Here is a 23,734-nt window from a genome sequence, read left to right as displayed (position 1 = left end):
GAGCGAAGATGGCAGAGTGAACCCATGGTTCGCGCACCTTATCCGGCCCGTATCGCCGCAGGTCTCGTCGTCACCGCGATCGAGGAGACGCGCAAGCTCCCCACTCTGCTCGTCACCTTGCCGATGACCGCGGTCAGCGAAACCCTGCAGTTCGCGATGCGCGCACAGCAGGGCATCGCCGAACTCGCCATCAAGGGTGACACCGCGCTCGAGTTCCTCTTCGACCATCCCGACGAGCAACCGTCGTGGGCCCGCTTCGACGACGACGAGATCGACGTCACCGAGTCGGTCGTGCCGATCGAGTCGGGCCGCAAGGGCGGCGCCACCGACAAGTCGACGTCGGCGGCGGCCACACCGGCCCCGGTGAAGAAGGCGGCCGCGAAGAAGGCACCCGCCACCAAGGCCCCTGAACCAAAGACGCCGGCGAAGAAGGCCCCGGCGGCCAAGAAAACTCCGGCGGCCGCGAAGACTCCGGCCAAGAAGGCATCCGCTCCGGCCCCTGCGCCCGAATCCGAGGCACCCCGCGCCGACGCCGGCCGGTTCGCGCTCTACAGCTCCGCGCCCAAGGAGGTCATCGACTCGGCCCACGACTCCGAGGCGGACGCCGAGTCGCCGGCATCCGGCGACGTCCCCGAAGTCGTCGAGTACACCGACTACGACACCCTCACCCTGGCCCAGCTGCGCGCCAAGCTCCGCACCGTCGGCGTCGACGACCTCACCGCGCTGCTGGCGTATGAGAAGAGCACCCGCAACCGCGCACCGTTCATCACGATGATCGACAACCGGATCACCGCCGCCGAGAACAAGCGCTCCACCTCCTCGTGACGGGGCGCGTCACCTTTCCGGGGGCTGTGACCGTCGCACCGGGGACACCGTGACCGCCGGGGCCAACACCGCCGACAATCCCTGGCCGGTCCGCACGGTCAACACCAAGATCGCCGACTGGGTTCATCGTCTCGGCCAGATCTGGGTGGAAGGCCAGATCACCCAGATCAGCCGACGCCCGGGCACCCGCACATCCTTTCTGACACTGCGGGATCCGGCCGCCGACATCTCCATCTCGGTGACCTGCAGCCCCGATCTGCTCGCCCGCTCCGAGGTGCCGCTGACCGAGGGCGCGCACGTGGTGATGCTCGGACGCCCCAGCTACTACACCGGCCGTGGCACGATCTCGTTGCGGGTCAGCGACATTCGCCCCATCGGCATCGGGCAACTGTTGCTGCGGATCGAACGGCTGCGGCAGCTCCTGGCCGCCGAGGGCCTGTTCGACACCCGGATGAAACGCCGACTACCCTTCCTGCCCCGCACCATCGGCCTGATCTCCGGGCGGGCGAGCGCCGCGCAGCACGACGTCGTCACGGTCGCGTCAACCCGTTGGGCGGCAGTGCGTTTCGACGTGCGGGACGCTCCGGTCCAAGGGCCGACCGCGGTACCGCGGATCATCGCCCACCTCAACGACCTCGATGCACACCCCGACATCGACGTCATCATCATCGCCCGCGGCGGCGGCAGCGTCGAAGACCTGTTGCCGTTCTCCGACGAGACCCTGCTGCGCGCGGTGGCCGCCTGTACCACCCCGGTGGTCAGTGCCATCGGCCACGAACCCGACACGCCCCTGCTCGATCTCGTCGCCGACCTGCGCGCGGCCACTCCAACCGACGCCGCCAAACGTGTGGTCCCCGACGTCGAGGCCGAACTGGCCGGCATCACCGCGCTGCGGCGGCGCAGTGCGCACGCCCTGCGCAACTGGGTGCATCGGGAGGATCGGGTGATTTCCGGCCTGCGCGCGAGACCTGTTCTCGCCGATCCATTCTCGATGATCGACCGGCACGTCGAGGGCGTCGAGCGGGCCCGCTCCGACATCCGGCGTGACGTGCTGCGCCTCATCGACACCCAGGAGCGCCGCACCGAGGCCCTCGCGGCCCGGCTGGCCACCCTCGGGCCGGCCCAGACCCTCGCCCGCGGATATGCCGTCGTGCAACGCACCGACGTCGATCCGCCGCAGGTCCTCGACTCCGTCGACGGCGTCGTCGCCGGGACCGCGCTGCGCATCCGCGTGGCCGACGGTTCCCTGCACGCGCACGTCGATCAGCCCGCACATCCCGATCATCAGGAGCCCGATCAGTGAGTCCGCAACGGAGCCAGAAAGATTCATCCGAACCCGCCGCCGTCCCGGTCGAGCAACTCGGCTACGAGCAGGCCCGTGACGAACTCGTTGAGGTGGTGACCACCCTCGAACGCGGCGGCCTCGATCTCGATGCGTCACTGGCCCTGTGGGAACGCGGTGAGGCCCTCGCCGACCGCTGCGAGGCACACCTCGCCGGTGCCCGCGACCGCATCGAGGCAGTGCTCAACGACGGCGAGGACGATGGTGACGACGACGAGGACGATCTCGATGACTGACCAGCGCGCCGTCGGGATCTGACCGGGATCTGACCGTGATGTACCGGCCCCGATCAGCCCACCGGCCGGAACGAATCCGGGTCGGCGCGGGAGAAGTCCTCGACCCACGATTCCGGCGGATCACACAGCAGCACACCGTCGTCGAGCCACTCGTAGATCTCGGCATAGGACCGCTGTTCGGTGGCCGAGAGCCGTTTGCGCAGCAGGTGCGGGCCGAGGCGGGCCGGATCGTCGATACCCATCGAAGCCATCAGCCGCATCGCCTGCGCCACCGTCGCCTTGTGATAGCGGTAGACGCGTTCACTCTTGTCGGCGACGTCCAGCGCCCGCGCCCGCCGCGCATCCTGGGTGGCCACTCCCACCGGGCAGTGATTGGTGTGGCAGCGCTGCGACTGGATGCAGCCGACCGCCATCATCATCGCGCGGGCGGCGTTGGTGAAATCGGCCCCCTGGATGAGGCGTTTGACGATGTCGTTGCCGGAGGCCACCTTGGCGCTCGCCCCGATCCGGATTCGGTCCCGCAGACCACATCCGACCAGGGCGTTGTGCATCGTCATCAGTCCGTCGGTCAGCGGCAGACCGACGTGATCCTCGAATTCCAGCGGCGCCGCCGCGGTGCCGCCCTCGGCGCCGTCGATCACAATGAAGTCCGGGGTGATCTGCTCCTCCACCATCGCCTTGCACATCGCCAGCACATCCACCCGGGAACCCACACACAGCTTGAACCCCACCGGTTTACCGTCGGCCAGTTCCCGCAGCCGTCCGATGAAGGTGACGAGTTCACGCGGGGTGGAGAACGCCGAATGCGCGGGCGGACTCACACACTTCTGCCCCACCGGCACACCTCGATACCGCGCGATCTCCTCGGTGACCTTCGACCCGGGCAGCACGCCACCGATGCCCGGCTTCGCGCCCTGACTCAGCTTGACCAGGATCCCCTTGACTTGTTCGGTGGCGGCCTTCTCGGCGAAGGTGTCCGGATCGAAATGACCGTCGGCGGTGCGGGTTCCGAAGTAGCCCGAGCCGATCTCCCAGATGACGTCGGCACCGGTCAGGTGATACGGCGTCAACCCACCCTCGCCGGTGTCGTGGGCGAAACCGCCCTTCCTGGCCCCCTCGTTCAGCGCCCGCAACGCATTCGACGACAGCGCACCGAAACTCATCGCCGAGACATTGAGCAGCGACATGTCGTACGGGCGGGTGCAGTCGGGTCCGCCGATCCGCACCCGGAACGGCTCGGGCGGCGCCACCAGCGGTGCGGCCGAGTGGACGAGGTATTCGTAACCCTCGGCGTCGATGTCGCGTTCGGTGCCGAAGGACAATTCCGACGCGGTGCCCTTGGCCCGCTCGTAAATCAGGGAGCGGACGTCACGATCGAAGGGGCGACCGTCGAAGTTCCGCTCGATGAAGTACTGCTGGATCTCCGGACGCAGCATCTCCAGCAGGAATCTCACATGTCCGAGCACCGGATAGTTCCGCAGGATCGAGTGCTTGCGCTGGAGCAGATCGTAGATGCCGAGGACAGCGAGCGGCGTCAGGATCGCCGCCGGGATGATCCACACCCAGGAGCCGATCACGGCACCGACGATGCAGACCACCGCGGCCACCACCAGCGCGCCCATCCGCAGTCGTAACACCCCGACACCCTACTTTCCGACCACATGGCACGACTTCTTTCCGACCACATGTCACGACGCCACGTCGGCAACGCCATCCGACATGAGATCACGACGGCCGGGGAGTGTCTGCCCAACCGCGCGTGGAACCCGGGTTCAGCCCCGACCGGGCAGGGGTTGCTGCGCGAGAACCGCCGCGGCCATCTTCTCCATGTCGTCGGCGGACCCGGTCGACATCACCGCGATGCGCACATTCCCCAGATCGGTGATCCAGATGTTGTTGCCGTCGTAAGTGGAATAGAGCACCCAGCGATGGCCACCGATCTCGCGGGTACCGGTACCGGAGGCCACCTCGTCGTCGTCGCCACCCCCGGCGAGATGGGTGACGAGGGTGTCCTCCGAGGCGTCGGTCTGGGTCAGCTGCACGTAGTTACCCGACGGGGTCAGCCATCCCACATTGCTCAGCACATGTCCCGAGGCGTTCTCGCGGCTACCGGAGCTGGGTTTCCAGCCGTCCGGGTCGGCGGGCCGCCGGATCGGGAACGGCATCGTCTGCGAATCGGCAAGCAGTGCGCCCTGCACGTCGAACGGTGCGCGCCGGTCGTCCTTGGCGGTCCCGGTCAGTCCGACCGAGCAGTTGCCGGAGACCATGGCGACGAACGCGCAGATCACCAGCAGCGGAATGATCGACCAGATCATGTCCTTGCCGCTGGTCAGATAGCGCGGTTTGGAGGCCATGAGGCCAGTATTGCAGTCGGCCTCGCGCCGACCCCAATCGTGTGATCGCAGGCACGCACACCCCCCGCGCCCAAAGGGCGACCCGCCGACGCGCGGGCGGCGTGACATGCGAGGATGGACGGTGAGCCGCAACGCCGCACGCCGAGGAGTCGAAGACATGAGCGCATCCACCCACCAGGCACCCGACCGCAACTTGGCGATGGAGTTGGTGCGAGTCACCGAGGCGGCCGCGCTCGCGGCCGGTCGCTGGGTGGGTCGCGGCGACAAGAAGGGCGGCGACGGTGCCGCCGTGGATGCCATGCGCGAACTGCTGTCGACGGTGTCGATGCGCGGTGTGGTCGTGATCGGTGAGGGCGAGAAGGACGAGGCCCCGATGCTGTTCAACGGCGAAGAGGTCGGCGACGGCGACGGCCCCGACTGCGACGTCGCGGTCGACCCGATCGACGGCACCACGCTGATGGCCGAGGGCCGCCCCAACTCGATCGCGGTGATCGCGGTCAGCGAGCGCGGCTCCATGTACGATCCGTCGGCCGTCTTCTACATGGACAAGATCGCGGTGGGCCCGGAGGCCAAGGGCGCGATCAACATCGACGAGTCGGTGCAGTGGAACATCAACTCGGTCGCCAAGGCCAAGGGCATCGACGTCGCCGACCTGACCGTGGTCGTCCTCGACCGTCCCCGCCACGCCGACCTGATCGGCGAGATCCGTCAGGCCGGCGCCAAGATCCGCCTGATCTCCGACGGCGACGTCGCCGGATCGATCGCCGCGGCCGGCGACTACAGCACCGTCGACATGCTGATGGGTGTCGGCGGCACCCCGGAGGGCATCATCACCGCCGTCGCGATGAAGTGCATGGGTGGCGAGATCCAGGGCAAGCTGTGGCCGCGTAACGAGGAGGAGCGCAAAAAAGCCCTCGACGCCGGCCACGACCTCGACCGGGTCCTCACCAACGACATCCTGGTCAGCGGCGAGAACTCCTTCTTCTGCGCCACCGGCGTCACCAACGGTGACATGCTGCGCGGCGTCACCTACCGTCCTGGCGGTGCCACCACCCGCTCGCTTGTGATGCGCTCGAAGTCCGGCACCATCCGCCGGATCGAGGCCGTGCACAAGACCTCCAAGCTGCGCGAGTACGCCCGCCTCGACATCTAGGGCGCCGATCTCCTGACACCTCGCCCGGTCCCCCACGAGGGGACCGGGCGAATGTCGTATGGACACACGCGCATTCACCGATTCTCCGACCTATCTCGGCTGATACCCTCACACCCGTGTCGGACACAGCCGCAGCCACGCCGGGGCGAGCGCCGTCCGAACGCGCGCTGGCACTGACGTTGCTGGCCGTGGCCGGATTTCTCGACGCCATCGCGTTCACCGCCCTCAGCGGAATCTTCGTCGCCTTCATGTCCGGCAACACCACCATTCTCGGGCAATCGGTCGCCTACCGGCATTGGCACACCCTCGCCATCTGCGCGGCGCTGATCGCCGGTTTCTTCGCCGGGAACGTTCTCGGCAATGTGATCACCCGGTGGGCCGGTCCGCGCAGGCATCTGCTCCAGATGTCGGCGACGGCCGCATGGGTGGCGATCGGGACCGTGATCACCATCGCGGCGTCACCGGAGGTGGGCCTGCCGGTGGTCGCGATCGGCAGCGGGCTGATCAACACCGCCCTGTCGCGATCCACCGATGTGCATGTGGGGCTGACCTACGTCACCGGGACCCTGGTCAAGGCCGCGCACCAGTTGGTGTACGGCATCAGGACCGACAACGCCTGGCAGTGGACCGCCACCGTGGCGACCTGGTTCGTCTTCGCCTGCGGTGCGATGGCCGGCGGGTTCGGCTATCGCTGGCTCGGAGTGACGTCGATGTGGATCGCGGTGGCCGTGCTGGTGATCGCCACGCTTCTGCCGCACCGCGGCGACTGACCAGACGTGGTGGGCTGATCACACGGCGACCGACCCCGCCGCGATGTCGCCTCAGACGACCCGACGCATCACGCCCGGGGTGGCATCGGCACCGTCGGGGCCCTCGGTCACCAGACCCAGCACCTCGTCGAAACCGGCGACGACGGATTCGGCGAAGAGTTCCGGATCGGTTACCGCCGCGGCGTCGAAATTCAGTCCCAGGCACGCGATCTGATTATGGGTGATCAACGTGGCCATCACCGCGCACCCCGGCAGCGGCCCGAACGGGAAGAGCCGCTCCACCTTTGCACCGGCGACGTAGGTGTCCCACGGGATTCCGGGGACGTTGCTGGCCTGCAGGTCGTTCTGGCTCGTCGCGCCACTGAACTGTCCCAGCAGCCGGCCGGGCATCCAGGCGAGCACCGACCCCAGGGTGTTGAAGATGTCGACGGCGGGTTCGCTCTTGGCGGCCCGCACCTGCTCCCGAATGGTCAGCACCCGCTCGAAGGGATCGGCGATGTCCATCGGGCCGGCCAGCCGTCCGACGGCGATACGGTTGCCGCCCTCGGGATCCTCGGGTCGCCGCACCGAGATCGGGATGGCCACCGGTATCGGGGCGAGTGCGGCACCGCTCTTCTCGTGATAGATCCGGAATCCGCCGATGAGCCCGCCGAGGTAGATGTCGTTGATCGAGGCCCGCACCGCGCGGGCCGCGGCCTGCATGTCCGCGAACGGCACCTCGAACGCGGCGAACCGCCACGACACGCTGCGCGCCGATAGCAGCGCCGATCCCGGCGGCGAGACCATCCCGGCCACGCGTGGTACCGAACGCCCGTACCGCAGAACCGAACTGAGCGCATGACCCGGGTCCCGCAGGGCGGCCACACCGCGCAGCGCCAGCGAGGCACGATGCGGTATCCGGGCCACTTCCTCGCCGATCTGTCGCCGCAGCACATCGAGCGCCGAGATGGATGTCGGCATCGGGGCGGGCGGCTGCGGTTTACCCGGGATCGGGTCACGTGACGTCGAATGCAGTTGCGCTAGAACGAGAATCGCTCCGAGTCCGTCGGTGAGCGCGTGGTGCGCCTTGAGGAAGTAGGCGCACTTGCCGCCGGCGAGTCCCTCGATCAGGTAGCCCTCCCACGGCGGCCGTGCCGGATCGAGCGCCGTCATCGCGAGTTGTTCACAGGTGGACAGCAATTCGCGCATCGAACCGTCGCCGACGAGTGCGATCCGGCGCACGTGATAGTGCAGGTCGAATTCCGCGTCGACCGCCCAACTCGGTGTTCCGGTGGCCAATGGCGACTCGATGACGCGTTGCCGGAATCGGGGCGCCATCCGGCTTCCCCAGTCGAGCGCCGCGAGCAACCGGTCCCAATCCGGTACGCGATCATAGATTTCCAGCATGGAGATGGTGCCCCGCAGTTTGCGGTCGGCATCGCCGCGCCACATCAGGGCGTCGACCGGGCTCATATGCGGTTCGGTCCCCCACGAAAGGGGTGCGTCCTCGCTCATCTCACGCCTCCATCGTGCGGGTCATCCGGCCGTCCTCGAACGATTCGACGGGCCACTGGGCCAGCGTGGACACGAACATCTGACGCACCTCCTCGGCATGTTCTCCGACGGCCTCGGTGGTCCAGGTCGAGGTGTCCACCGGCGGCAGCACCTTCACCTCGACGGTGCCCGGCGAGATGAGTTGCGCACCGCGCCACATCAATTCGCCCACGTTGCGCAGCACGATGGGCACCACCGGCACACCCGCCTGCATGGCGATGTGGAAGGGACCCTTCTTGAACGGCCCGATCCGCGGGGTCGCCGAGCGCGTGCCCTCCGGCGCCACCACCAGTGATGCACCGCCGTCGCGTAGTTTGCGCACGGCGGGTTCGAGTTGGTCGATGGCGCGTCCGGCATCGGCACGGTCGATGAACACCAGCCCCGCCGAGTCGAGGATCTGCCCGAAGACCGGCAGGTCCCCCACTTCCTTCTTCGCCACCCCGGTCGCGTCACGCCGCACCAGGTGGACGATGACGGCCAGGTCGAGCTTCGACTGATGGTTGAAGACGAACACACACGGCCGCGACGAGGTGAGGTACCGACCACCTTCGAGGACGCTGACATCGATGCCGGCGAGGGCCAGTCCGACGTCGGTGCCCATCGCCACCGCGGTCTGCATGGCCGTCTCCGATCCGACGCCGGGCACCAGTCCGGCGGCGAAACCCGCTGCGGCAGAAACGAGGAACGAGCCGTAGCAGGCGCCGGTCCGCGCTGCCATCGCCCATCGGTTGTGTGACGGGTTGCGCAGGTCGAGAATCGGCCAGCCGCGGGCGCTCGCCACCGCACGCAGTGTGCGGCGCGGCGACACCGCGGCCGGATGCCCCACGCTCTCCAGGTAGGGGATGTCCTCGTTGCCGTCGCTGTAGGCGAACGAGGCGTCGAGGTCCATGTCGTGTTCCCGCGCGAGGGCGCGTACCGCGGCGGCCTTGCCCGGTCCCCACAGCGGTCGGCCGATCACCGCTCCGGTGACGATGCCGTCGACCACCTCGACGTCGGTGGCCAGGGCGTGATCGGCGCCGATCTCGCGCGCGATCGGTTCGATCTGGAACCGGGTCGCCGACGACGCGATCACGATGCGATGCCCGCGTTCCCGATGCGCCCGCAGGATCTGCCACATCTGCGGCCGGAGTTTGGCGGCGGTGTCCTGCCGGAAGAGCCGCTCCCCCATGGCCAGCAGCTCGGTGTACGGTTTGCCGGCGAAGGTCGGTTTGGTGGCCTCGAGCACCTCGGCGTAATCCTGTTCGGATTCCACTCCGCGCAGTCCGATGAGAGCGAAGTCGGCGACCTCACCGAGCCCGAACTCGAGGCTGCGGATACGTTCCCCGAAGATCGCGGTGGCCGAGAATCCCTCGATCAGGGTGCCGTCGTAGTCGAAGAAGGCACCGATGTGTTTGCCGCGTGGCGACGACCGGATCGCCTCGAGCCGCCGGGTGAACGCACTCACGACAGTGCCTCCTCCTGGGCGACCTCGATGGCCGCGATGCGCGCGAGGCGATCACGCATCTGCTCGACCTCGGCCAACCACGCGGTCCGCCCGCTCACCACGTCGACGCCGTCGCCACCTGAGATCAGCCGCCGGTTCTCCGCCAGCCGGTAGGCCGCGTCGTACAGTTCGGTCGACACCGAGTCCTGGCTGCGCACAACACCTTGCAGCGCGAGTTGACGTCCCAGCCCGAGTCCGTCGGCGATCACCTGCTCCTTGGCGACGGCGGCCGCCCCACCGGCGACCAGCAACTGCGCCACCACCAACTGGGCGTCGAAGAACGGTTGCAGGGTCCGCCGCGCGAACAGCGCTCCCGACGTGGACAACAGCGTGTTGTGGAACCACTCCGCCGACGGGGTGACGGTCCGCCATTCCGGCGCGATCAGGTCCACCTCGCCGCCGAGCCGATGCAGGAACTCGGTCTTGGTGGGAAAGAAGAATTCGAACTTCAGCAGGTCACGGACCCGCAGTGCCTCCTCCTGCGCGGCGGCCAGCATCGTTTCGTGCTCGTGATCGTGGCCGAGGTCGCCGTCGAGGGCGGCCAGCAACGCCACCTCGACGATCGCCCGGTCCACGAAGTGATGCAGCGCCCCGTTGCGGTAGTAGGCCGCGATCGCGTGGCTGTTCGGGGCGATCGACCACACCGTGTCGGGCCCGCCGGTGAAGCATTGGAGGACCTTGGCGGTTTCCAGTTCCCGCAGGGTCGTCTGCAGACCGAGTCCGCGGCACAATGACGGGTCGGGGCCGGGCAGTCCGCGGGCTTCGATGTAGTCGAGCAGGGGCGCGAGGATCGTCTCGACCTCGGCGACGGTATAGGCGCGATCGCCGGCACCGAGCAGCGCGAATCCCGCGAGCGACGTCGCCGAGATCGGGGTGACCGCGTTGATCTCGTCCATCACCGTGAACGCGACCTTCTCCAGCCCGGCCGGGTCGTCGGCGACCTTGTCGATCGCCTCCCGCAACGAGAACGGTTCGCCGAAGCGCACCCGCGCCTCACCCATGTAGGTGCGTTGAGCCTTGGCGTACTTCAGCAGCCAGGTGACGCTCTCGGGCTTCTTGGTCCCGCCGGCCGATTCGCGGGCGATCGCCCCGATCTCGTGGAGCTGGTCGTAGACGATCGACGTCGGGACCACCATCATGTCGGCGTTCTCGAGGTTGGCGACGGCGTCGACCACATAGGACAGCAGGCCCAGCTTCGGTGGGCGCAGCTTGCCGGTGCGACTGCGGCCGCCCTCGATGTACCACTCGAGGTTGAAGCGTTTCTCCACGATGAACGAGAGATACGAGCGCATCGCGAACTTGTACACCGGGTCGCCACCGAAGCGGCGGCGGATGAAGATCACCCCCGCGCGCCGCGCGATCGGGGCCAGCGGCCACAGCGCCAGGTTGTTGCCCCCCAACACCAGATTCGGTGGGAAGTCATGGGAGCGAAGGATTTCCGACAGCACCAGGGTGTCGACGTAAGAGCGATGCGACGGCAGGAAGATCAACCCGTGGGTCTTGTTGAGGGTCCGTAGTCGCCCCAGGGTGTCGAGGTCGGCCGACACCGTCCAGGTGCGCTCGTAGAGGGCGCGGAACGTCGAGGAGAAGACGTCGTCCATCAACCGCGACTGGGTCGCCACGAAGGTCGACATCTTGTCGGTGGCCTCGGCCACCACCGCAGCCGCCGGACGCCCGAGTTCGGCCGCCAGCTTCGCCGCGTTGGTGCGGAACCGTGCCGACGACCCGATCTGTTCGGCGACCAGCCGTGGCACCTTGTAGCGGTCACCCACCAGCTGCCGTTCGGCGCGTTCGGCCGACAGAGATGCCTGCAACGCAACGTAACTCGCGAACGACTCCCCTTCGGCCGACGCCGATGCGTGCCGGGTGCGCAGATCGTCGACCGTGGCCGCCTCACCGGCCACCACCCGCAGCCGGTCCGGTGCCCGGTTGCGGATGGCCGACTGCCGAAAGGCCATCGGACGCCGAGGGTTCGACAACGCCAGGACATCGGCCATCGACACCCGCCGCTCACCGCGACGAACCGGCGGGAGCCACACGGCCCGTGCGGGTATCAACGAGGTGTCGGGGTCGAGGCCGTCCGGGTCGACCTCACCGAGGGTGCGCAGCGTCGCCTCGGGGTGGGTGGCCGCAGCCCACTCGGCCACCGCCTCGCGCTCACACGACGTTCGAACCTCCGCCAACACAATTGCCGGCACCTGCACCACCCGCCTTCCTCCCCGCCATCACTGATGATGAGGCCACAATAGCCATCACATGTTATCTGTGGCACACAGATCCCTGCCTCCGCCGGTCGGAACGGGCCCAGCGGGCGCCCATCACGACGCTGACCGGCCACGATAGAATCCGGGGGTGAGCAAACCAGCCCTTGCTCCGGAGTTCCGCTATGCCGACTTGCTGCCCTCCGGCGCCGACGAGACCCCCTACCGCCTGATCACCACCGAGGGGGTGTCCACCGTCGACGTCGACGGCCACCGCTTCCTCAAGGTCGCCCCCGAGGCATTGCAGAGGCTGACCGCCGAGGCGATGCACGACATCAGCCACTATCTGCGTCCCGCGCACCTCGCCCAGTTGCGCAAGATCATCGACGACCCGGAGGCGTCGGGCAACGACCGCTTCGTCGCGCTCGATCTGCTCAAGAACGTCAACATCTCCGCCGGTGGAGTGCTGCCGATGTGCCAGGACACCGGCACCGCGATCGTGATGGGCAAGAAGTCCGAGGGCGTACTGACCGGCGCCGATGACGCGCAATGGATTTCGCGCGGGGTATATGACGCCTACACCAAACTCAACCTGCGCTACTCCCAGCTGGCCCCGCTGACCACCTACGAGGAGAAGAACACCGGAACCAACCTGCCGGCGCAGGTGGAGATCTACGCCACCGAGCAGGGACCGAAGGGCCCGGAGTACAAGTTCCTGTTCATGGCCAAGGGCGGCGGCTCGGCCAACAAGTCCTTTCTCTTCCAGGAGACCAAGGCCATCCTGAATCCCAAGCGGCTCTTGGAGTTTCTCGACGAGAAGATCCGCTCACTCGGGACCGCGGCCTGCCCGCCGTATCACCTCGCCGTCGTCATCGGCGGCACCTCGGCGGAATTCGCACTCAAGACCGCGAAGTACGCCTCCGCGCACTACCTCGACACCCTGCCCACCTCGGGTTCGATGTCCGCACACGGCTTCCGTGACCTCGAACTCGAGGAGGAGGTGTTCAAGCTGACCCAGTCCTTCGGTATCGGAGCACAATTCGGCGGTAAGTACTTCTGCCACGACGTCCGCGTCGTTCGCCTGCCACGGCACGGCGCGTCGTGCCCCGTCGCCATCGCGGTCTCCTGCTCGGCCGACCGTCAGGCGCTCGGCAAGATCACCGCCGACGGCGTCTTCCTCGAGCAACTCGAAACCGATCCCGCCCACTACATGCCCGATGCCGGGGTCACCGAGGACATCGAGGGCGGTGAGGTCGTCGCGATCGACCTGAACCGGCCGATGCCGGAGATCCTCGCCGAATTGTCGAAGTATCCGGTCAAGACCCGTCTGTCGCTGACCGGTCCGCTCGTCGTCGCCCGCGACATCGCGCACGCCAAGATCAAGGAACGTCTCGACGCCGGCGAACCGATGCCGGACTATCTGCGCGATCATCCGGTCTACTACGCGGGCCCGGCCAAGACCCCCGAGGGCATGGCGTCGGGCTCCTTCGGGCCGACCACCGCGGGCCGGATGGACTCCTACGTCGAACAGTTCCAGGCGGCCGGCGGCTCGATGGTGATGCTGGCCAAGGGCAATCGCTCCAAGCAGGTCACCAACGCCTGCGCCGCCCACGGCGGGTTCTACCTCGGCTCGATCGGCGGACCCGCCGCACGCCTGGCCCTGGACTGCATCAAGAGCCAGGAGGTCATCGAATACCCCGAGTTGGGGATGGAGGCCGTCTGGAAGATCGAGGTCGAGGACTTCCCCGCCTTCATCGTCGTCGACGACAAGGGCAACGACTTCTTCACCGATCCCGGTGGCGCCGTGACGGTTCCGCTGGGCGGAGTGCGGATCCGGTCCCGGGAACGCTGAACCCCGGGAACGCTGAACCCCGGGAACGCTGAACCCCGGGAATGCTGAAGACGGTGCCGTAGATCGGTGCCAGTACAAGTGACACCTGCGTACGGCACCGGCTCTCGGCAACCGGATCGCCGCGGCGCAGGATAGCGTGAAGCGACGTCGTCCCATCCGAGGAAAGAAGCCCGAACCGAGCCCGTCGTCGTTCCTCACACGCGTCACCTCCCGGTGGGGCAGCACACAAAGGCGTCAGCCCGGAGACATCGCGGACGGTGACGGAGGAACTCTCCACGGCCGACTCGCTGTCGACCCGGTTGGAGATCGAATACGACATCCGCGAGCGGACGACGCCACGTCAGGCGTCTCGGCATTGGGCATCTCCTATCTGCTGGGCGATCTACTGTTGTGACCAACAACCCGTTGTGACGAGCGGGTGGAGTTGGTCCTGCAGACGCTGAGTACCGTGGACCAAGGACACCCTTATCTCCCCGACGAAGCCGGAGGCATTGCAACCATGGCCGAGCAGCACCCCGCCGAACAGCAGTACCGCATCGAGCACGACACGATGGGCGAGGTCAAGGTGCCCGTCGACGCGCTGTGGCGGGCGCAGACACAACGCGCGGTGGAAAACTTCCCCATCAGCCACCGGCCGCTCGAACGCACCCAGATCCGGGCGATGGGCTTGCTGAAGGCGGCATGCGCGCAGGTCAACAAAGATCTGGGGTTGCTCGACGCCACCAAGGCCGACGCGATCATCGCCGCGGCCAAGGAGATCGCCGACGGCAAACATGACGACCAGTTCCCGATCGACGTGTTTCAGACCGGTTCGGGTACCAGCTCCAACATGAACACCAACGAGGTGATCGCCTCGATCGCGAAGGCCGCCGGCGTCGAAGTCCATCCCAACGACCACGTCAACATGTCTCAGTCGTCCAACGACACCTTCCCCACCGCCACCCATGTGGCCGCCACCGAGGCGGTGGTCAGCGACCTGATTCCGGCGCTGGATCATCTGCGGCTCGCCCTGTTGGCGAAGTCGGAGGAGTGGCGCGAGGTGGTCAAGAGTGGCCGCACCCACCTGATGGATGCGGTGCCGGTGACCCTCGGCCAGGAATTCGGCGGGTACGCACGACAGGTCGAGGCCGGCATGGAGCGTCTCACCGCGACCCTGCCGCGCGTCGGTGAACTGCCGATCGGCGGGACCGCCGTGGGTACCGGCCTCAATGCGCCCGCCGGATTCGGCACCAAGGTCGTCGCCGAACTCCGCAATCTCACCGACGTCGACGCCCTCGCGCTGGCGAAGGACAACTTCGAGGCGCAGGCCGCGCGTGACGGCCTCGTCGAGTTGTCCGGTCAGCTCAAGACGGTGGCGGTGTCGTTGACCAAGATCGCCAACGATGTCCGCTGGATGGGCTCCGGTCCGCTGACCGGCCTCGGCGAGATCCATCTGCCGGACCTGCAGCCCGGCAGCTCGATCATGCCCGGCAAGGTGAATCCGGTTCTGCCCGAGGCGGTGACGCAGGTCGCGGCACAGGTCATCGGCAACGACGCCGCGGTCACCTGGGGCGGCGGCAACGGCGCCTTCGAACTCAACGTCTACATCCCGATGATGGCCCGCAACGTGCTCGAGTCACTGAAGCTGCTCGCCAACGTCTCCCGGATCTTCGCCGATCGGTGCATCAGCGGACTCACCGCAAACACCGAGCATCTCAAAACCCTGGCCGAGAGTTCGCCGTCGATCGTGACACCACTGAACAGCGCGATCGGCTATGAGGAAGCGGCCGCGGTCGCCAAGCAGGCCCTCAAGGAGCACAAGACGATTCGGCAGACGGTCATCGATCGCGGACTGATCGGTGAGAATCTCAGCGAGGCCGAACTCGACAAGCGCCTCGACGTGCTCAAGATGGCCAATCTGGATCGGGAGCGCTGACCCGACCCCGAGCCCGACGAGGCGTGGGGGCGCCCGGATGGGGCGCCCCCCGGTCCTCGGCCCGGCTCGAACGGGCTACCACCCTCACCAACTGCGGGCGCCGTCATCCGGTGGCCACGGCGCCTTGGGCGAGGCCGAAACGAGAGTAGCGGACCGGCCGCGCGCGGTTTCGAGCGGTTTTCGTGGCGGTGCTCCTCATCGGGGGCATCGCTCATCGGGGGCATCACGGTGGGTGGCCCGCTGTAAGGTCGGTCCATGTCCACCCTCTCCGATTTTCCCGAGGACTGGCACACCGCACTGGTGCTCGTCGCCCATCCCGACGACCCCGAGTACGGGATCGCCGCCGCCGTACGCCGATGGACCGACGAGGGCAAGCACGTCGTCTACGCGCTCGCCTCGAGCGGCGAAAAGGGGATCGCCGGAATGGATCCCGCCGAGGCCGGCCCGCTCCGCGAGAATGAACAACGAATCTCGGCGGCGATCGTCGGGGTCGACGAGGTCGAATTCTGGGGGTACCCCGACAGCGACATCCGCAACAGCGCGACCCTGCGCGCGACCATCGCCGACGCCATCCGCCGTATTCGTCCCGACCTCATCGTGTCGCTCTACGGCGGCACGCACTGGGCCCCCGATGCACCCAATCAGCCCGACCACATCGAGTTCTCGGCCGCGGTCCGCGAGGCATTCTCGGCGTTGGAGCAGGCCGATCGACCGCGGTGGTTGTTCGAGAACGGACCTGATGCCACGCACGCCGTCCCGGTGAGCGCTACCGACATCAACTCCGCGATCCGGGCTCTGGCGGCCCACCGCGTCTATCTGGAAGTCCTCGATCCCGACACGCCGGTCGCCGAGCAGGCCCGCGCACAGGTCGATCAGATGACCGCCGCCCGACCGGACTACGACGGCCGCCGCGCGGTGGGATTCGCAGCGAAGCTGTTGTGACACAGTGCGATACACGCAGCGACGCCGCCGATCATCACGATCGACGGCGTCACCTCGTCACCGATGAGTCTGTGTGCGTTATCCACCCGCTCCCAGCAGCGCCGGCAGCAGTCCGACGAGCTGACCGAGCAACTGGGTCAACGCATTCGAGCCGAGGTCACTGGTACCGGGGGTGGTGGTACCCGGAGTCGTCGTTCCCGGAGTGGTCGTACCCGGAGTCGTCGTACCCGGAGTCGTCGTACCCGGCGTGGTCACCGCGGGCGCGGTGCCGGTCGGTGCTCCCTGGTTCACGCCGATGGTGATCTTGGGACGTTTGGCCGGGTCGAGCCAGACGAGGATGTTGCGCAGCACCTCCTTGTCGATGGCCACACATCCCATCGTCGGTTCGCCGGTGCTGGCGTGCAGGAAGATCGCCGACGCCTTGCCCGGGATACGCTGCGGGTTGGACGCGATGTTCACCGCGTAGTCGTAGGCCGCGCCGGAGTTGTACAGGTTCTCACTGTCACCGCCGGGGCTCTGCACCTGGCGTACGTGGGTGTTGTAGGTCGGCGACTTCATGTCCGAGTCCCACCAGTCCTGGGTGTCGGTCTTGAAGTACGGCATTTTGGTGCCCGGGTTGGCCAGTCGCCCGAAGGCCTGATCCAGGGCGAAGGTGCCCTCCGGCGTCCGGTAGACATTGTCGGCCGCCTGACCCATTCCGAGTTCGCCGAGGTAGGCCTTCGTCGGCCCGAAGACCGGCTTCCACGTTCCGCTCGCATCCTTCTCGAACGCGGTGAGTGTGCCGGTCTCGTCGCTCGCATTCGGAGCGGTGACCACGATCATCTGGCTGGTGTCACCGGAGGTCGCGCCGTCGCCGGAACCACTACCCGACAACGTGTTCAGAATCCCGTCGACCTCGGGGATACCGGTCTGCGGAATGCTGATCCCCCCGGGCAGCGTGGCACCGGCACCCGGCGTCGTCGTGGGTGTCGTGGTTTCCGGTGCGGCGACCGCGTGGCCGGCTCCACCGGCGAGCGCGGCGAACAGCGCAATCACCAGTAGTCCCAAAAACCTCATTCGCCTCATCAGTAACTTCTGCACCACACCAGTGTGACAAAAGGCAAGAGGCGTTGAGTCTCGCGATGGTCACGGTGCGGCATGAATCCGATCACCCATGCCCTTGAACTTGAACTCACACTCAATTACGCTGGCCTGACCGTGACGCAGACCACGTTCGGACGTCGCGGGGATACCGCTCGCAGCGAAGGGAAGCGCATGTCCGCCGTCAACACCGTCACCGGCACCATCGACTCGGCCGATCTCGGCCGCACGCTGATCCACGAACACGTCTTCGTGCTCGGTGAGGAGTTCCGCGAGAACTACCAGTACGACTGGGACGAGGAGCAGAAGATCGCCGAGGCCGTGCGTGACCTCACCGAACTCAAGTCCCTCGGCATCGACACGATCTTCGATCCGACCGTGCTCGGCCTCGGCCGCTACATCCCCCGCATCCAGCGCATCGCCGAACAGATCGACCTCAACATCGTCGTCGCCACCGGCGTCTACACCTACAACGACGTCCCGTTCCAGTTCCACTACACCGGCCCGGGCCTGCTTTTCGACGTCGACGAGCCGCTGGTCACCTACTTCGTCACCGACCTGACCAAGGGAATCGCCGACACCGGCGTCCGCGCCGCCTTCCTGAAATGCGCCATCGAGGAACCCGGCCTGACGCCCGGCGTCGAACGCGTCATGCGGGCCGTCGGGCAGGCCAGTGTGCAGACCGGTGCGCCGATCACCGTGCACACCAACCCGCACACCGAGTCGGGCTTGGTCGCCCAACGCGTCCTCGCCGAGGAGGGCGCCGACCTCACCAAGGTGGTCATCGGCCACTCCGGCGACAGCACCGACCTCGACTATCTGATGAAGATCGCCGACGCCGGGTCGATTCTCGGGATGGACCGGTTCGGCCTCGACGTCCTGCTGCCCTTCGACGACCGCATCAACACCATCGTCGAGCTCGTCAAGCGCGGCTACGCCGACCGCATCGGCCTCGCCCACGACGCATCCTGCTTCATCGACTGGTTCGACCCGGAGGACAAGCGGAAAGTGGTGCCCAAGTGGAACTTCCGGCACATCAGTGAGGACGTGCTACCGGCATTGCGCGAACGCGGTGTCACCGACGAACAGATCACCACCATGCTCGTCGACGTCCCACGCCGCTACTTCGAATGAGCCACGCGATCACCCACTCCCCGACCCCACCCGATGAAGGAACATCCCTGATGGCCAACCCCGTTGCCGCACGGTCTCACCGGCCACACCCTCGAGAAGGAGAGCACTGATGGCCAACCCCGTTGCCGCACTGTGGCGCGGCGCCGAGCACCACCCCGACCGCATCGCGGTGCGCACCGGGGCACGCACCCTCACCTACGCCGAACTGGTCGATCACATCGCGTGTGCAGCAGCCGATTTCCGAAGCAGAGGCGTCACCCCCGGCGACCGCGTCCTGCTCATCGCTCCGACGATCCCGGAGTTCGCCATCACCTACTATGCCCTGCACACCGTCGGCGCCACCGTCATCACCGTGAATGTGATGTCCACGGCACCCGAGATCGAGTATGTGACAACCGATTCCGGGACCTCGATGATCGTGGCGTGGCAGGACTGCGCCGACGCCGCCCGCCGGGTCGCCGACTCGGCTGGCCTGCCGCTCGTCGTGGTCGAACCCTGTGAGAACACCGACACCGACACCGACCGGGTGAGCACCTATGTGGACCGGGATGACAACAGCACGGCGGTCATCCTCTACACCTCCGGCACCACCGGCCGACCCAAGGGTGCGCAGCTCAGTGTCGCGAACGTCGATGCCGCACCACAGGCCTTCCGCCCCGCCCTGCGACTGGGCGAACAGGAACGCTGGGCCACCGCCCTCCCACTGTTCCACTGCTTCGGTCAGGTGGTCGTCATGCACGGCGCACTCACCTGGGGCGGCACTCTGTCGCTGCTGAGCCCGTTCTCGCCGCGCGAGTTCATGGATCGCCTGCGCGACGAGCAGATCACCATCGCGTGCGGGGTGCCGACGATGTGGAATGCCATGCTGCACGTCACCACCGGCTACCGCCCGGACGACTTCACGCATCTGCGGCTCGCCTGCTCGGGTGGAGCGTCGTTGCCCGGCGAGGTGATCCGCGCCTTCGAGGAGCGCTTCGGTTGTTCCATCCTCGAGGGTTACGGACTCACCGAGACCGCGGGTACCGCAACGTTCCGCAACCTGGACGGACCGGCCAAGGTCGGCACGGTCGGTACCGCCCTACCCGGATTCCGCATCGAGGTGCGCGACCCCGAGGGCCGGGTGGTGCCCGACGGCCAGGTCGGTGAGATCGTCATCTCCGGCCCGACCGTGATGACCGGCTACTGGAACCGACCCGAGGCCACCGCGGCCGACCTCGTCGACGGCTGGCTCAAGACCGGCGATCTCGGATCGATGGACGCCGACGGCGACGTCCGAATCGTCGACCGCGCCAAGGACCTGATCATCCGGGGTGGGTACAACGTCTATCCCCGCGAGGTCGAGGAGGTGCTCTACGAACACCCGGATATCGTCGAGGTGGCCGTGATCGGCGTTCCCGACGATCATTACGGCGAGGAGATCGCGGCGGTGATCGCGCCGCGTCCGGGCACCGAGATCGACATCGAGGCGTTGCGTTCCTGGGCCAAGGAACGGCTGTCGGCGTACAAGGTGCCGCGGATCATCCACTGTGTGGACGCGCTGCCGAAGGGCGCGACCGGCAAGATCCTGAAACGGGCCATCGACCGGGATCCCCTGAGCGCCACGGTGAGGTGACGCGCCACAGGATCGGTGAGTGTGGCCGCCGCTACTGTGCGAGTCGGTGCGCGGCCACATCACCGAGCCCTTCCCCACCGAACTGACCGACGAGTAGGGTTACCGAGTCCCGGTCGGGGACAGGAAGGGTCGGGTCCCCGCGGCACATGCCACCTCTCAGTCGTCTTGCGCGCCTCCAGATTGCGGCGATTCTCATCATCGGGCTCGCCGTGAGCGTGTTCGCCGGAATCCGGTATGTGCATCTCAATCGACTGGCCGGCATCGGGGTCTACACCGTCACCGCGTCGCTCCCGGACTCCGGTGGCATCTTCACCAACGCCGAGGTGACCTACCTCGGCGTACCGGTCGGGCGGGTGGGTGACCTGCGGTTGACCGCCGACGGCGTCGACGTGGAGATGATCCTCGACTCCTCGGCCCCACAGGTCCCCGCATCGTCGGTGGCGTTGGTGGCCAACCGTTCGGCCATCGGCGAGCAGTACATCGATCTGCAACCCGCCGCGATCGACGGCGAATATCTCACCGATGGGGCGTCGGTCACGCGATCGTCGGTACCGCCTCGCCTCGAGGATGTGGTGTCGTCGGCGATCGATCTCACCTCGTCGATCCCGCTCGATGACCTGCACACCGTGATCACCGAGCTGGGTACGGCCTTCGCCGGGCAACACGAGAACCTCCCGCGACTGGTCGATTCGCTGTCGGCGCTGGCCGCCGCCGGTGCCGACAATCTGCCGCAGACCATCGGGCTGATCCGTGACGCCGACGTCGCGCTGGCCACCCAGGAGGATCAGGCCGACGCGATTCTCACGTGGTCACGCGGACTCGACGTCGTCACCGCGACCCTGGCGACCGCCGATCCCGACCTGCGGCGACTGTTGACGACCGGTTCGGCCTCGGCCACCGAGATCTCTGCCCTCGTGCAGAACAACGGTGATGACCTCGCGACCGTGGTCCGTCAGCTCGCCGACACCGCAGGCACCATCGAACCGGCCACCTACACCACGGCGACCACCTTTTCACTGCTGTCGCTGTTGTCCGGCGGTGCCCACTCCCCTGCCCCCGGGGATGGTCAGATCCACTTCGGCATCGTGCTCGAGACCAACAATCCGCCGGCATGCACCCGGGGATACGAGAGCACGCAGCGGATGATCGACGAGTTGACACGCAAGAACCCGCAGTTCGACATCCGCTACGACGATTTCCCGTTCAACACCGATGCCCATTGCGATGTGCCGCTGGGCAATCCGACGGGAGTGCGAGGCGCCGCCCGCACCGTCTACGCCGATCCCGACACCGCACAGCCGTGGGATGCCACCCCCAAGAAGGACCCGGACAAGCTCAACCTCACTCCGCTGGCGCAACAACTGGCGACACTGATGGGTGTGCGCCCCGTCCGATGATCACCGCGTGTCGGGATGATTCAGCCCGATCGCATTGGCCCACAGCCGGGTTGCGGTGAATACGAGCTGATCCATGTCGGCGCCGCCCGTGTCCGGACCGCCCGTGTCCGGGTCGACTCCGACGGCGAACGCCTGATAGGCCATTCGAGAAACCATGCCCGAGAGCGCACTTGCCGCCGCGAGCGGATCGAGGTCGGGGTCGGCCAGGCCGCGCTCCTGGAGTTCGGCGACGTGCCGTGCATTGCGCAGGGCGAAGACCTGTCCACGCGCACGGCGCTTCTCGCGGAACTCGGGAATGTTGGCCGACACCTGCTCGAGCACCAGCCGCAGTTTCGCATTGCGCTTGTACGCCTCGAAGTAGGCGCGGTTGGCCGCCTCGAGAACCGCGATCGGATCGTCCTGCTGTCCCGGCTCGACGTGCGGATAGCCTGGATGCAGCATGTCCTCGTGTGCAAGGGCCAGCACCGCGTCGAGGATCTCTTCCTTGCTGTCGAAGTAGGTGTAGAAGGTGCCGGTCGAACACTTCGCCTCGGCGGTGATGTCGGTCAGCCGCGCATCCGAGAAGCCGTCGCGTTCAAAGATCCGGCGGGCCGCCGCGATCAGCGCCGACCGGGTCCGCTCACCGCGGGCGGTGACGGGCGGTGCCTTGTCGGCCTGCGTCACCGCCAGCGGCGGCAGCGGATCGCGATCAGTGGTCTCGCGTGCGGTCATGACGTCATCATCTCAGGCCCGAGGCCGAATTCACATTCATGACCGTCCCTTCTCATCCAGGTCTGCCCGTGTCGTCACAGCCGATGTCGTCGCAGCCGGTGTCGTGACAGCCGGTGTCGTCACAGCCCGGCGGCGTCGGCGACCGTTGTCGCCTTGGCGACGAGTCCGTCGATCACCGCCGTGGTCGGTACACCTGCCGCGGCGCGGTTACCGGGATTGTCCTGCGCGCGCCGGAGTACGCCTTCGGCGATGATGGCCACCTTCCACAATCCGAGCGCATGCCAGAATCGCAGGGCCTGGGCGTCGCGGCCGGTGCGCTCGAGGTAGGAGGCCGCCAATCGGTCTCGGTCCGGGAAGCCGTCGAGCAGTTCTACCGGCGCGGCGCTGAGCGGCGCCTCCCCGGGTGCCGGCCAGTACGCAAGGGTGCTGCCGATGTCGGCGAGCGGATCACCGAGGGTGGACAGTTCCCAGTCGAGTGCCGCGCGGACGTGCCCATCGCCCGGGTCGACCATGACGTTGCGAATATGGAAGTCGCCGTGCACCAATCGGGTTTCGCGTTGTTCGGGAACGTTCGCCGACAGCCGCGCGGTCAGCGCGTCGAGTTCGGGGACCTCCCGCGTCTTCGACTTCTCCCACTGTGCACTCCACCGCTTCAGTTGCCGTGCGGCATAGGGTTTGTGACCGGCCAGATCCGACAGGCCCACCGTGTCGATGTCGACGGCATGGATCTTCGCCAGCGTGACCACCATCGACTCGCCGACGGCGGACCGCGTTGCCGGCGACAGCGCCGTCGCCTTGTCCATCGAGTCCAGGACGACGCCGTCGACGAACTCCATCACCACCAGCGGTACCGGGGCGACGGCCGCGTCGTCGCACACTCCGAGGATGCCGGGCACCGGAACGTCGGTGGTGGACAAGGCCGACAGTATCCGTGCCTCGCGGACCACGTCATGGGCCGACGCGAGCAGATTGCCCACCGGCGGCCGACGCAGCACCCACTTCGCGCCGGCCTCGTCGGCGAGCAGGTAGGTCAGATTCGACTGGCCGAAACCGACTCGCGTGCATGTCGATTCACCCTGCGGTTCGACCCCGATGCCACCGAGCCAGGCGACCAGGGCGGCGGCGTCGACCTCCGGGATGACCGCCAGCCCCGAGGCCGGCGCACTCACGTCACTCACTGTGATTCCTTCCCGA

19 protein-coding genes are annotated in these 23,734 nt (G+C 67.2%); 11 read left to right on the top strand and 8 right to left on the bottom strand.

Features of this window, described 5'->3' with window-relative positions:
- The first annotated feature begins 24 nt into the window (after positions 1-24).
- From ACWDPV_RS15035 to ACWDPV_RS15025, 3 genes are read left to right on the top strand one after another with little or no spacing between them, the layout of a single operon-like run.
- Positions 25-825: a lipid droplet-associated protein gene (locus ACWDPV_RS15035; RefSeq protein ID WP_449743628.1), complete on the top strand. Its 801-nt coding sequence runs from the start codon at positions 25-27 to the stop codon at positions 823-825.
- Between the two features lie 49 nt (positions 826-874).
- Complete coding sequence (xseA, locus tag ACWDPV_RS15030; protein WP_449743627.1) at positions 875-2,128, top strand: exodeoxyribonuclease VII large subunit; 1,254 nt, start codon at positions 875-877, stop codon at positions 2,126-2,128.
- The gene (locus ACWDPV_RS15025; RefSeq protein WP_449743626.1) at positions 2,125-2,403 is read left to right on the top strand and encodes an exodeoxyribonuclease VII small subunit; all 279 of its coding nucleotides are present in this window, start codon (positions 2,125-2,127) and stop codon (positions 2,401-2,403) included. The genes xseA and ACWDPV_RS15025 overlap by 4 nt, the downstream gene beginning before the upstream one ends.
- Positions 2,404-2,456: 53 nt before the next feature.
- On the opposite strand, the gene ACWDPV_RS15020 is transcribed toward ACWDPV_RS15025, so the two are convergent.
- Together ACWDPV_RS15020 and ACWDPV_RS15015 are read right to left on the bottom strand one after the other, a co-directional pair.
- Entirely contained in the window at positions 2,457-4,025 is a 1,569-nt protein-coding gene (locus ACWDPV_RS15020; RefSeq protein WP_449743694.1) for an FMN-binding glutamate synthase family protein, read from the bottom strand.
- 150 nt (positions 4,026-4,175) lie between these two features.
- Positions 4,176-4,757: a DUF4245 domain-containing protein gene (locus ACWDPV_RS15015; protein WP_348802683.1), complete on the bottom strand. Its 582-nt coding sequence runs from the start codon at positions 4,755-4,757 to the stop codon at positions 4,176-4,178.
- 157 nt (positions 4,758-4,914) lie between these two features.
- On the opposite strand from ACWDPV_RS15015, the gene glpX reads away from it, so the two are divergent.
- Positions 4,915-5,910, top strand: coding sequence for a class II fructose-bisphosphatase (gene glpX / locus ACWDPV_RS15010; RefSeq protein WP_449743625.1), 996 nt, complete (start codon positions 4,915-4,917; stop codon positions 5,908-5,910).
- A gap of 116 nt (positions 5,911-6,026) precedes the next feature.
- The gene (locus tag ACWDPV_RS15005; RefSeq protein ID WP_449743624.1) at positions 6,027-6,680 is read left to right on the top strand and encodes a YoaK family protein; all 654 of its coding nucleotides are present in this window, start codon (positions 6,027-6,029) and stop codon (positions 6,678-6,680) included.
- Between the two features lie 51 nt (positions 6,681-6,731).
- Here the strand turns inward: ACWDPV_RS15005 and ACWDPV_RS15000 are convergent, their stop codons facing one another.
- Genes ACWDPV_RS15000 through ACWDPV_RS14990 form a run of 3 tightly spaced genes read right to left on the bottom strand, consistent with a single transcriptional unit; the run spans position 6,732 to position 11,894 of the window.
- Positions 6,732-8,174 carry a wax ester/triacylglycerol synthase domain-containing protein gene (locus tag ACWDPV_RS15000; RefSeq protein ID WP_449743623.1) on the bottom strand — a complete coding sequence of 481 codons (1,443 nt, stop codon included), beginning with the start codon at positions 8,172-8,174 and terminating at the stop codon, positions 6,732-6,734.
- Position 8,175: 1 nt separating this feature from the next.
- Positions 8,176-9,657, bottom strand: a complete 1,482-nt coding sequence (locus ACWDPV_RS14995) for an HAD-IB family hydrolase (protein ID WP_449743622.1) — start codon at positions 9,655-9,657, stop codon at positions 8,176-8,178.
- On the bottom strand, positions 9,654-11,894 hold the full coding sequence (locus ACWDPV_RS14990; protein WP_449743621.1) for a glycerol-3-phosphate 1-O-acyltransferase: 2,241 nt from the start codon (positions 11,892-11,894) through the stop codon (positions 9,654-9,656). Before ACWDPV_RS14990 ends, ACWDPV_RS14995 begins: the two co-directional genes overlap by 4 nt.
- Before the next feature lie 154 nt (positions 11,895-12,048).
- Between ACWDPV_RS14990 and ACWDPV_RS14985 the strand changes: the two genes are divergently transcribed.
- The 3 genes from ACWDPV_RS14985 to ACWDPV_RS14975 all read left to right on the top strand — a co-directional run bounded on the left by ACWDPV_RS14985 (position 12,049) and on the right by ACWDPV_RS14975 (position 16,606).
- Complete coding sequence (locus tag ACWDPV_RS14985) at positions 12,049-13,749, top strand: fumarate hydratase (RefSeq protein WP_449743620.1); 1,701 nt, start codon at positions 12,049-12,051, stop codon at positions 13,747-13,749.
- 499 nt (positions 13,750-14,248) lie between these two features.
- Positions 14,249-15,664 carry a class II fumarate hydratase gene (locus tag ACWDPV_RS14980; RefSeq protein WP_348802694.1) on the top strand — a complete coding sequence of 472 codons (1,416 nt, stop codon included), beginning with the start codon at positions 14,249-14,251 and terminating at the stop codon, positions 15,662-15,664.
- A 255-nt stretch (positions 15,665-15,919) separates the two neighbouring features.
- A complete protein-coding gene (locus ACWDPV_RS14975; RefSeq protein WP_449743619.1) occupies positions 15,920-16,606 on the top strand; it encodes a PIG-L deacetylase family protein in 687 nt (228 codons plus the stop codon).
- Positions 16,607-16,684: 78 nt separating this feature from the next.
- Here ACWDPV_RS14975 and ACWDPV_RS14970 read toward each other — a convergent pair whose 3' ends face one another.
- Positions 16,685-17,662 carry a L,D-transpeptidase family protein gene (locus ACWDPV_RS14970; protein WP_449743618.1) on the bottom strand — a complete coding sequence of 326 codons (978 nt, stop codon included), beginning with the start codon at positions 17,660-17,662 and terminating at the stop codon, positions 16,685-16,687.
- A gap of 198 nt (positions 17,663-17,860) precedes the next feature.
- On the opposite strand from ACWDPV_RS14970, the gene ACWDPV_RS14965 reads away from it, so the two are divergent.
- The 3 genes from ACWDPV_RS14965 to ACWDPV_RS14955 all read left to right on the top strand — a co-directional run bounded on the left by ACWDPV_RS14965 (position 17,861) and on the right by ACWDPV_RS14955 (position 21,829).
- The gene (locus tag ACWDPV_RS14965; RefSeq protein ID WP_348802697.1) at positions 17,861-18,820 is read left to right on the top strand and encodes a phosphotriesterase family protein; all 960 of its coding nucleotides are present in this window, start codon (positions 17,861-17,863) and stop codon (positions 18,818-18,820) included.
- Positions 18,821-18,929: 109 nt separating this feature from the next.
- Positions 18,930-20,432 carry a class I adenylate-forming enzyme family protein gene (locus tag ACWDPV_RS14960; RefSeq protein ID WP_449743617.1) on the top strand — a complete coding sequence of 501 codons (1,503 nt, stop codon included), beginning with the start codon at positions 18,930-18,932 and terminating at the stop codon, positions 20,430-20,432.
- A 146-nt stretch (positions 20,433-20,578) separates the two neighbouring features.
- Positions 20,579-21,829 carry an MCE family protein gene (locus ACWDPV_RS14955; protein WP_449743616.1) on the top strand — a complete coding sequence of 417 codons (1,251 nt, stop codon included), beginning with the start codon at positions 20,579-20,581 and terminating at the stop codon, positions 21,827-21,829.
- Here ACWDPV_RS14955 and ACWDPV_RS14950 read toward each other — a convergent pair whose 3' ends face one another.
- The gene (locus tag ACWDPV_RS14950; RefSeq protein WP_348808586.1) at positions 21,830-22,540 is read right to left on the bottom strand and encodes a TetR/AcrR family transcriptional regulator; all 711 of its coding nucleotides are present in this window, start codon (positions 22,538-22,540) and stop codon (positions 21,830-21,832) included. It lies immediately after the preceding gene.
- 119 nt (positions 22,541-22,659) lie between these two features.
- On the bottom strand, positions 22,660-23,709 hold the full coding sequence (locus ACWDPV_RS14945) for a phosphotransferase family protein (protein WP_425476171.1): 1,050 nt from the start codon (positions 23,707-23,709) through the stop codon (positions 22,660-22,662).
- Between the last annotated feature and the right edge of the window lie 25 nt (positions 23,710-23,734).

The organism is Gordonia sp. NPDC003504 (assembly GCF_053587995.1).
Note: the sequence above shows the minus strand (reverse complement) of the source record. Positions and strands in the feature narration are given on the sequence as shown.

Bases quoted from the DNA above. Each gene is read 5' to 3' on its own strand.
- ACWDPV_RS14950 (WP_348808586.1), bottom strand. From the start codon at position 22,540: ATGACCGCACGCGAGACCACTGATCGCGATCCGCTGCCGCCGCTGGCG.
- ACWDPV_RS14955 (WP_449743616.1), top strand. From the start codon at position 20,579: ATGCCACCTCTCAGTCGTCTTGCGCGCCTCCAGATTGCGGCGATTCTC.
- ACWDPV_RS15015 (WP_348802683.1), bottom strand. From the start codon at position 4,757: ATGGCCTCCAAACCGCGCTATCTGACCAGCGGCAAGGACATGATCTGG.
- glpX (WP_449743625.1), top strand. From the start codon at position 4,915: ATGAGCGCATCCACCCACCAGGCACCCGACCGCAACTTGGCGATGGAG.
- ACWDPV_RS15000 (WP_449743623.1), bottom strand. From the start codon at position 8,174: ATGAGCGAGGACGCACCCCTTTCGTGGGGGACCGAACCGCATATGAGC.
- ACWDPV_RS15035 (WP_449743628.1), top strand. From the start codon at position 25: ATGGTTCGCGCACCTTATCCGGCCCGTATCGCCGCAGGTCTCGTCGTC.
- ACWDPV_RS15020 (WP_449743694.1), bottom strand. From the start codon at position 4,025: ATGGGCGCGCTGGTGGTGGCCGCGGTGGTCTGCATCGTCGGTGCCGTG.
- ACWDPV_RS14970 (WP_449743618.1), bottom strand. From the start codon at position 17,662: ATGAGGTTTTTGGGACTACTGGTGATTGCGCTGTTCGCCGCGCTCGCC.
- ACWDPV_RS14975 (WP_449743619.1), top strand. From the start codon at position 15,920: ATGTCCACCCTCTCCGATTTTCCCGAGGACTGGCACACCGCACTGGTG.
- ACWDPV_RS14960 (WP_449743617.1), top strand. From the start codon at position 18,930: ATGGCCAACCCCGTTGCCGCACTGTGGCGCGGCGCCGAGCACCACCCC.
- ACWDPV_RS14980 (WP_348802694.1), top strand. From the start codon at position 14,249: ATGGCCGAGCAGCACCCCGCCGAACAGCAGTACCGCATCGAGCACGAC.
- ACWDPV_RS14965 (WP_348802697.1), top strand. From the start codon at position 17,861: ATGTCCGCCGTCAACACCGTCACCGGCACCATCGACTCGGCCGATCTC.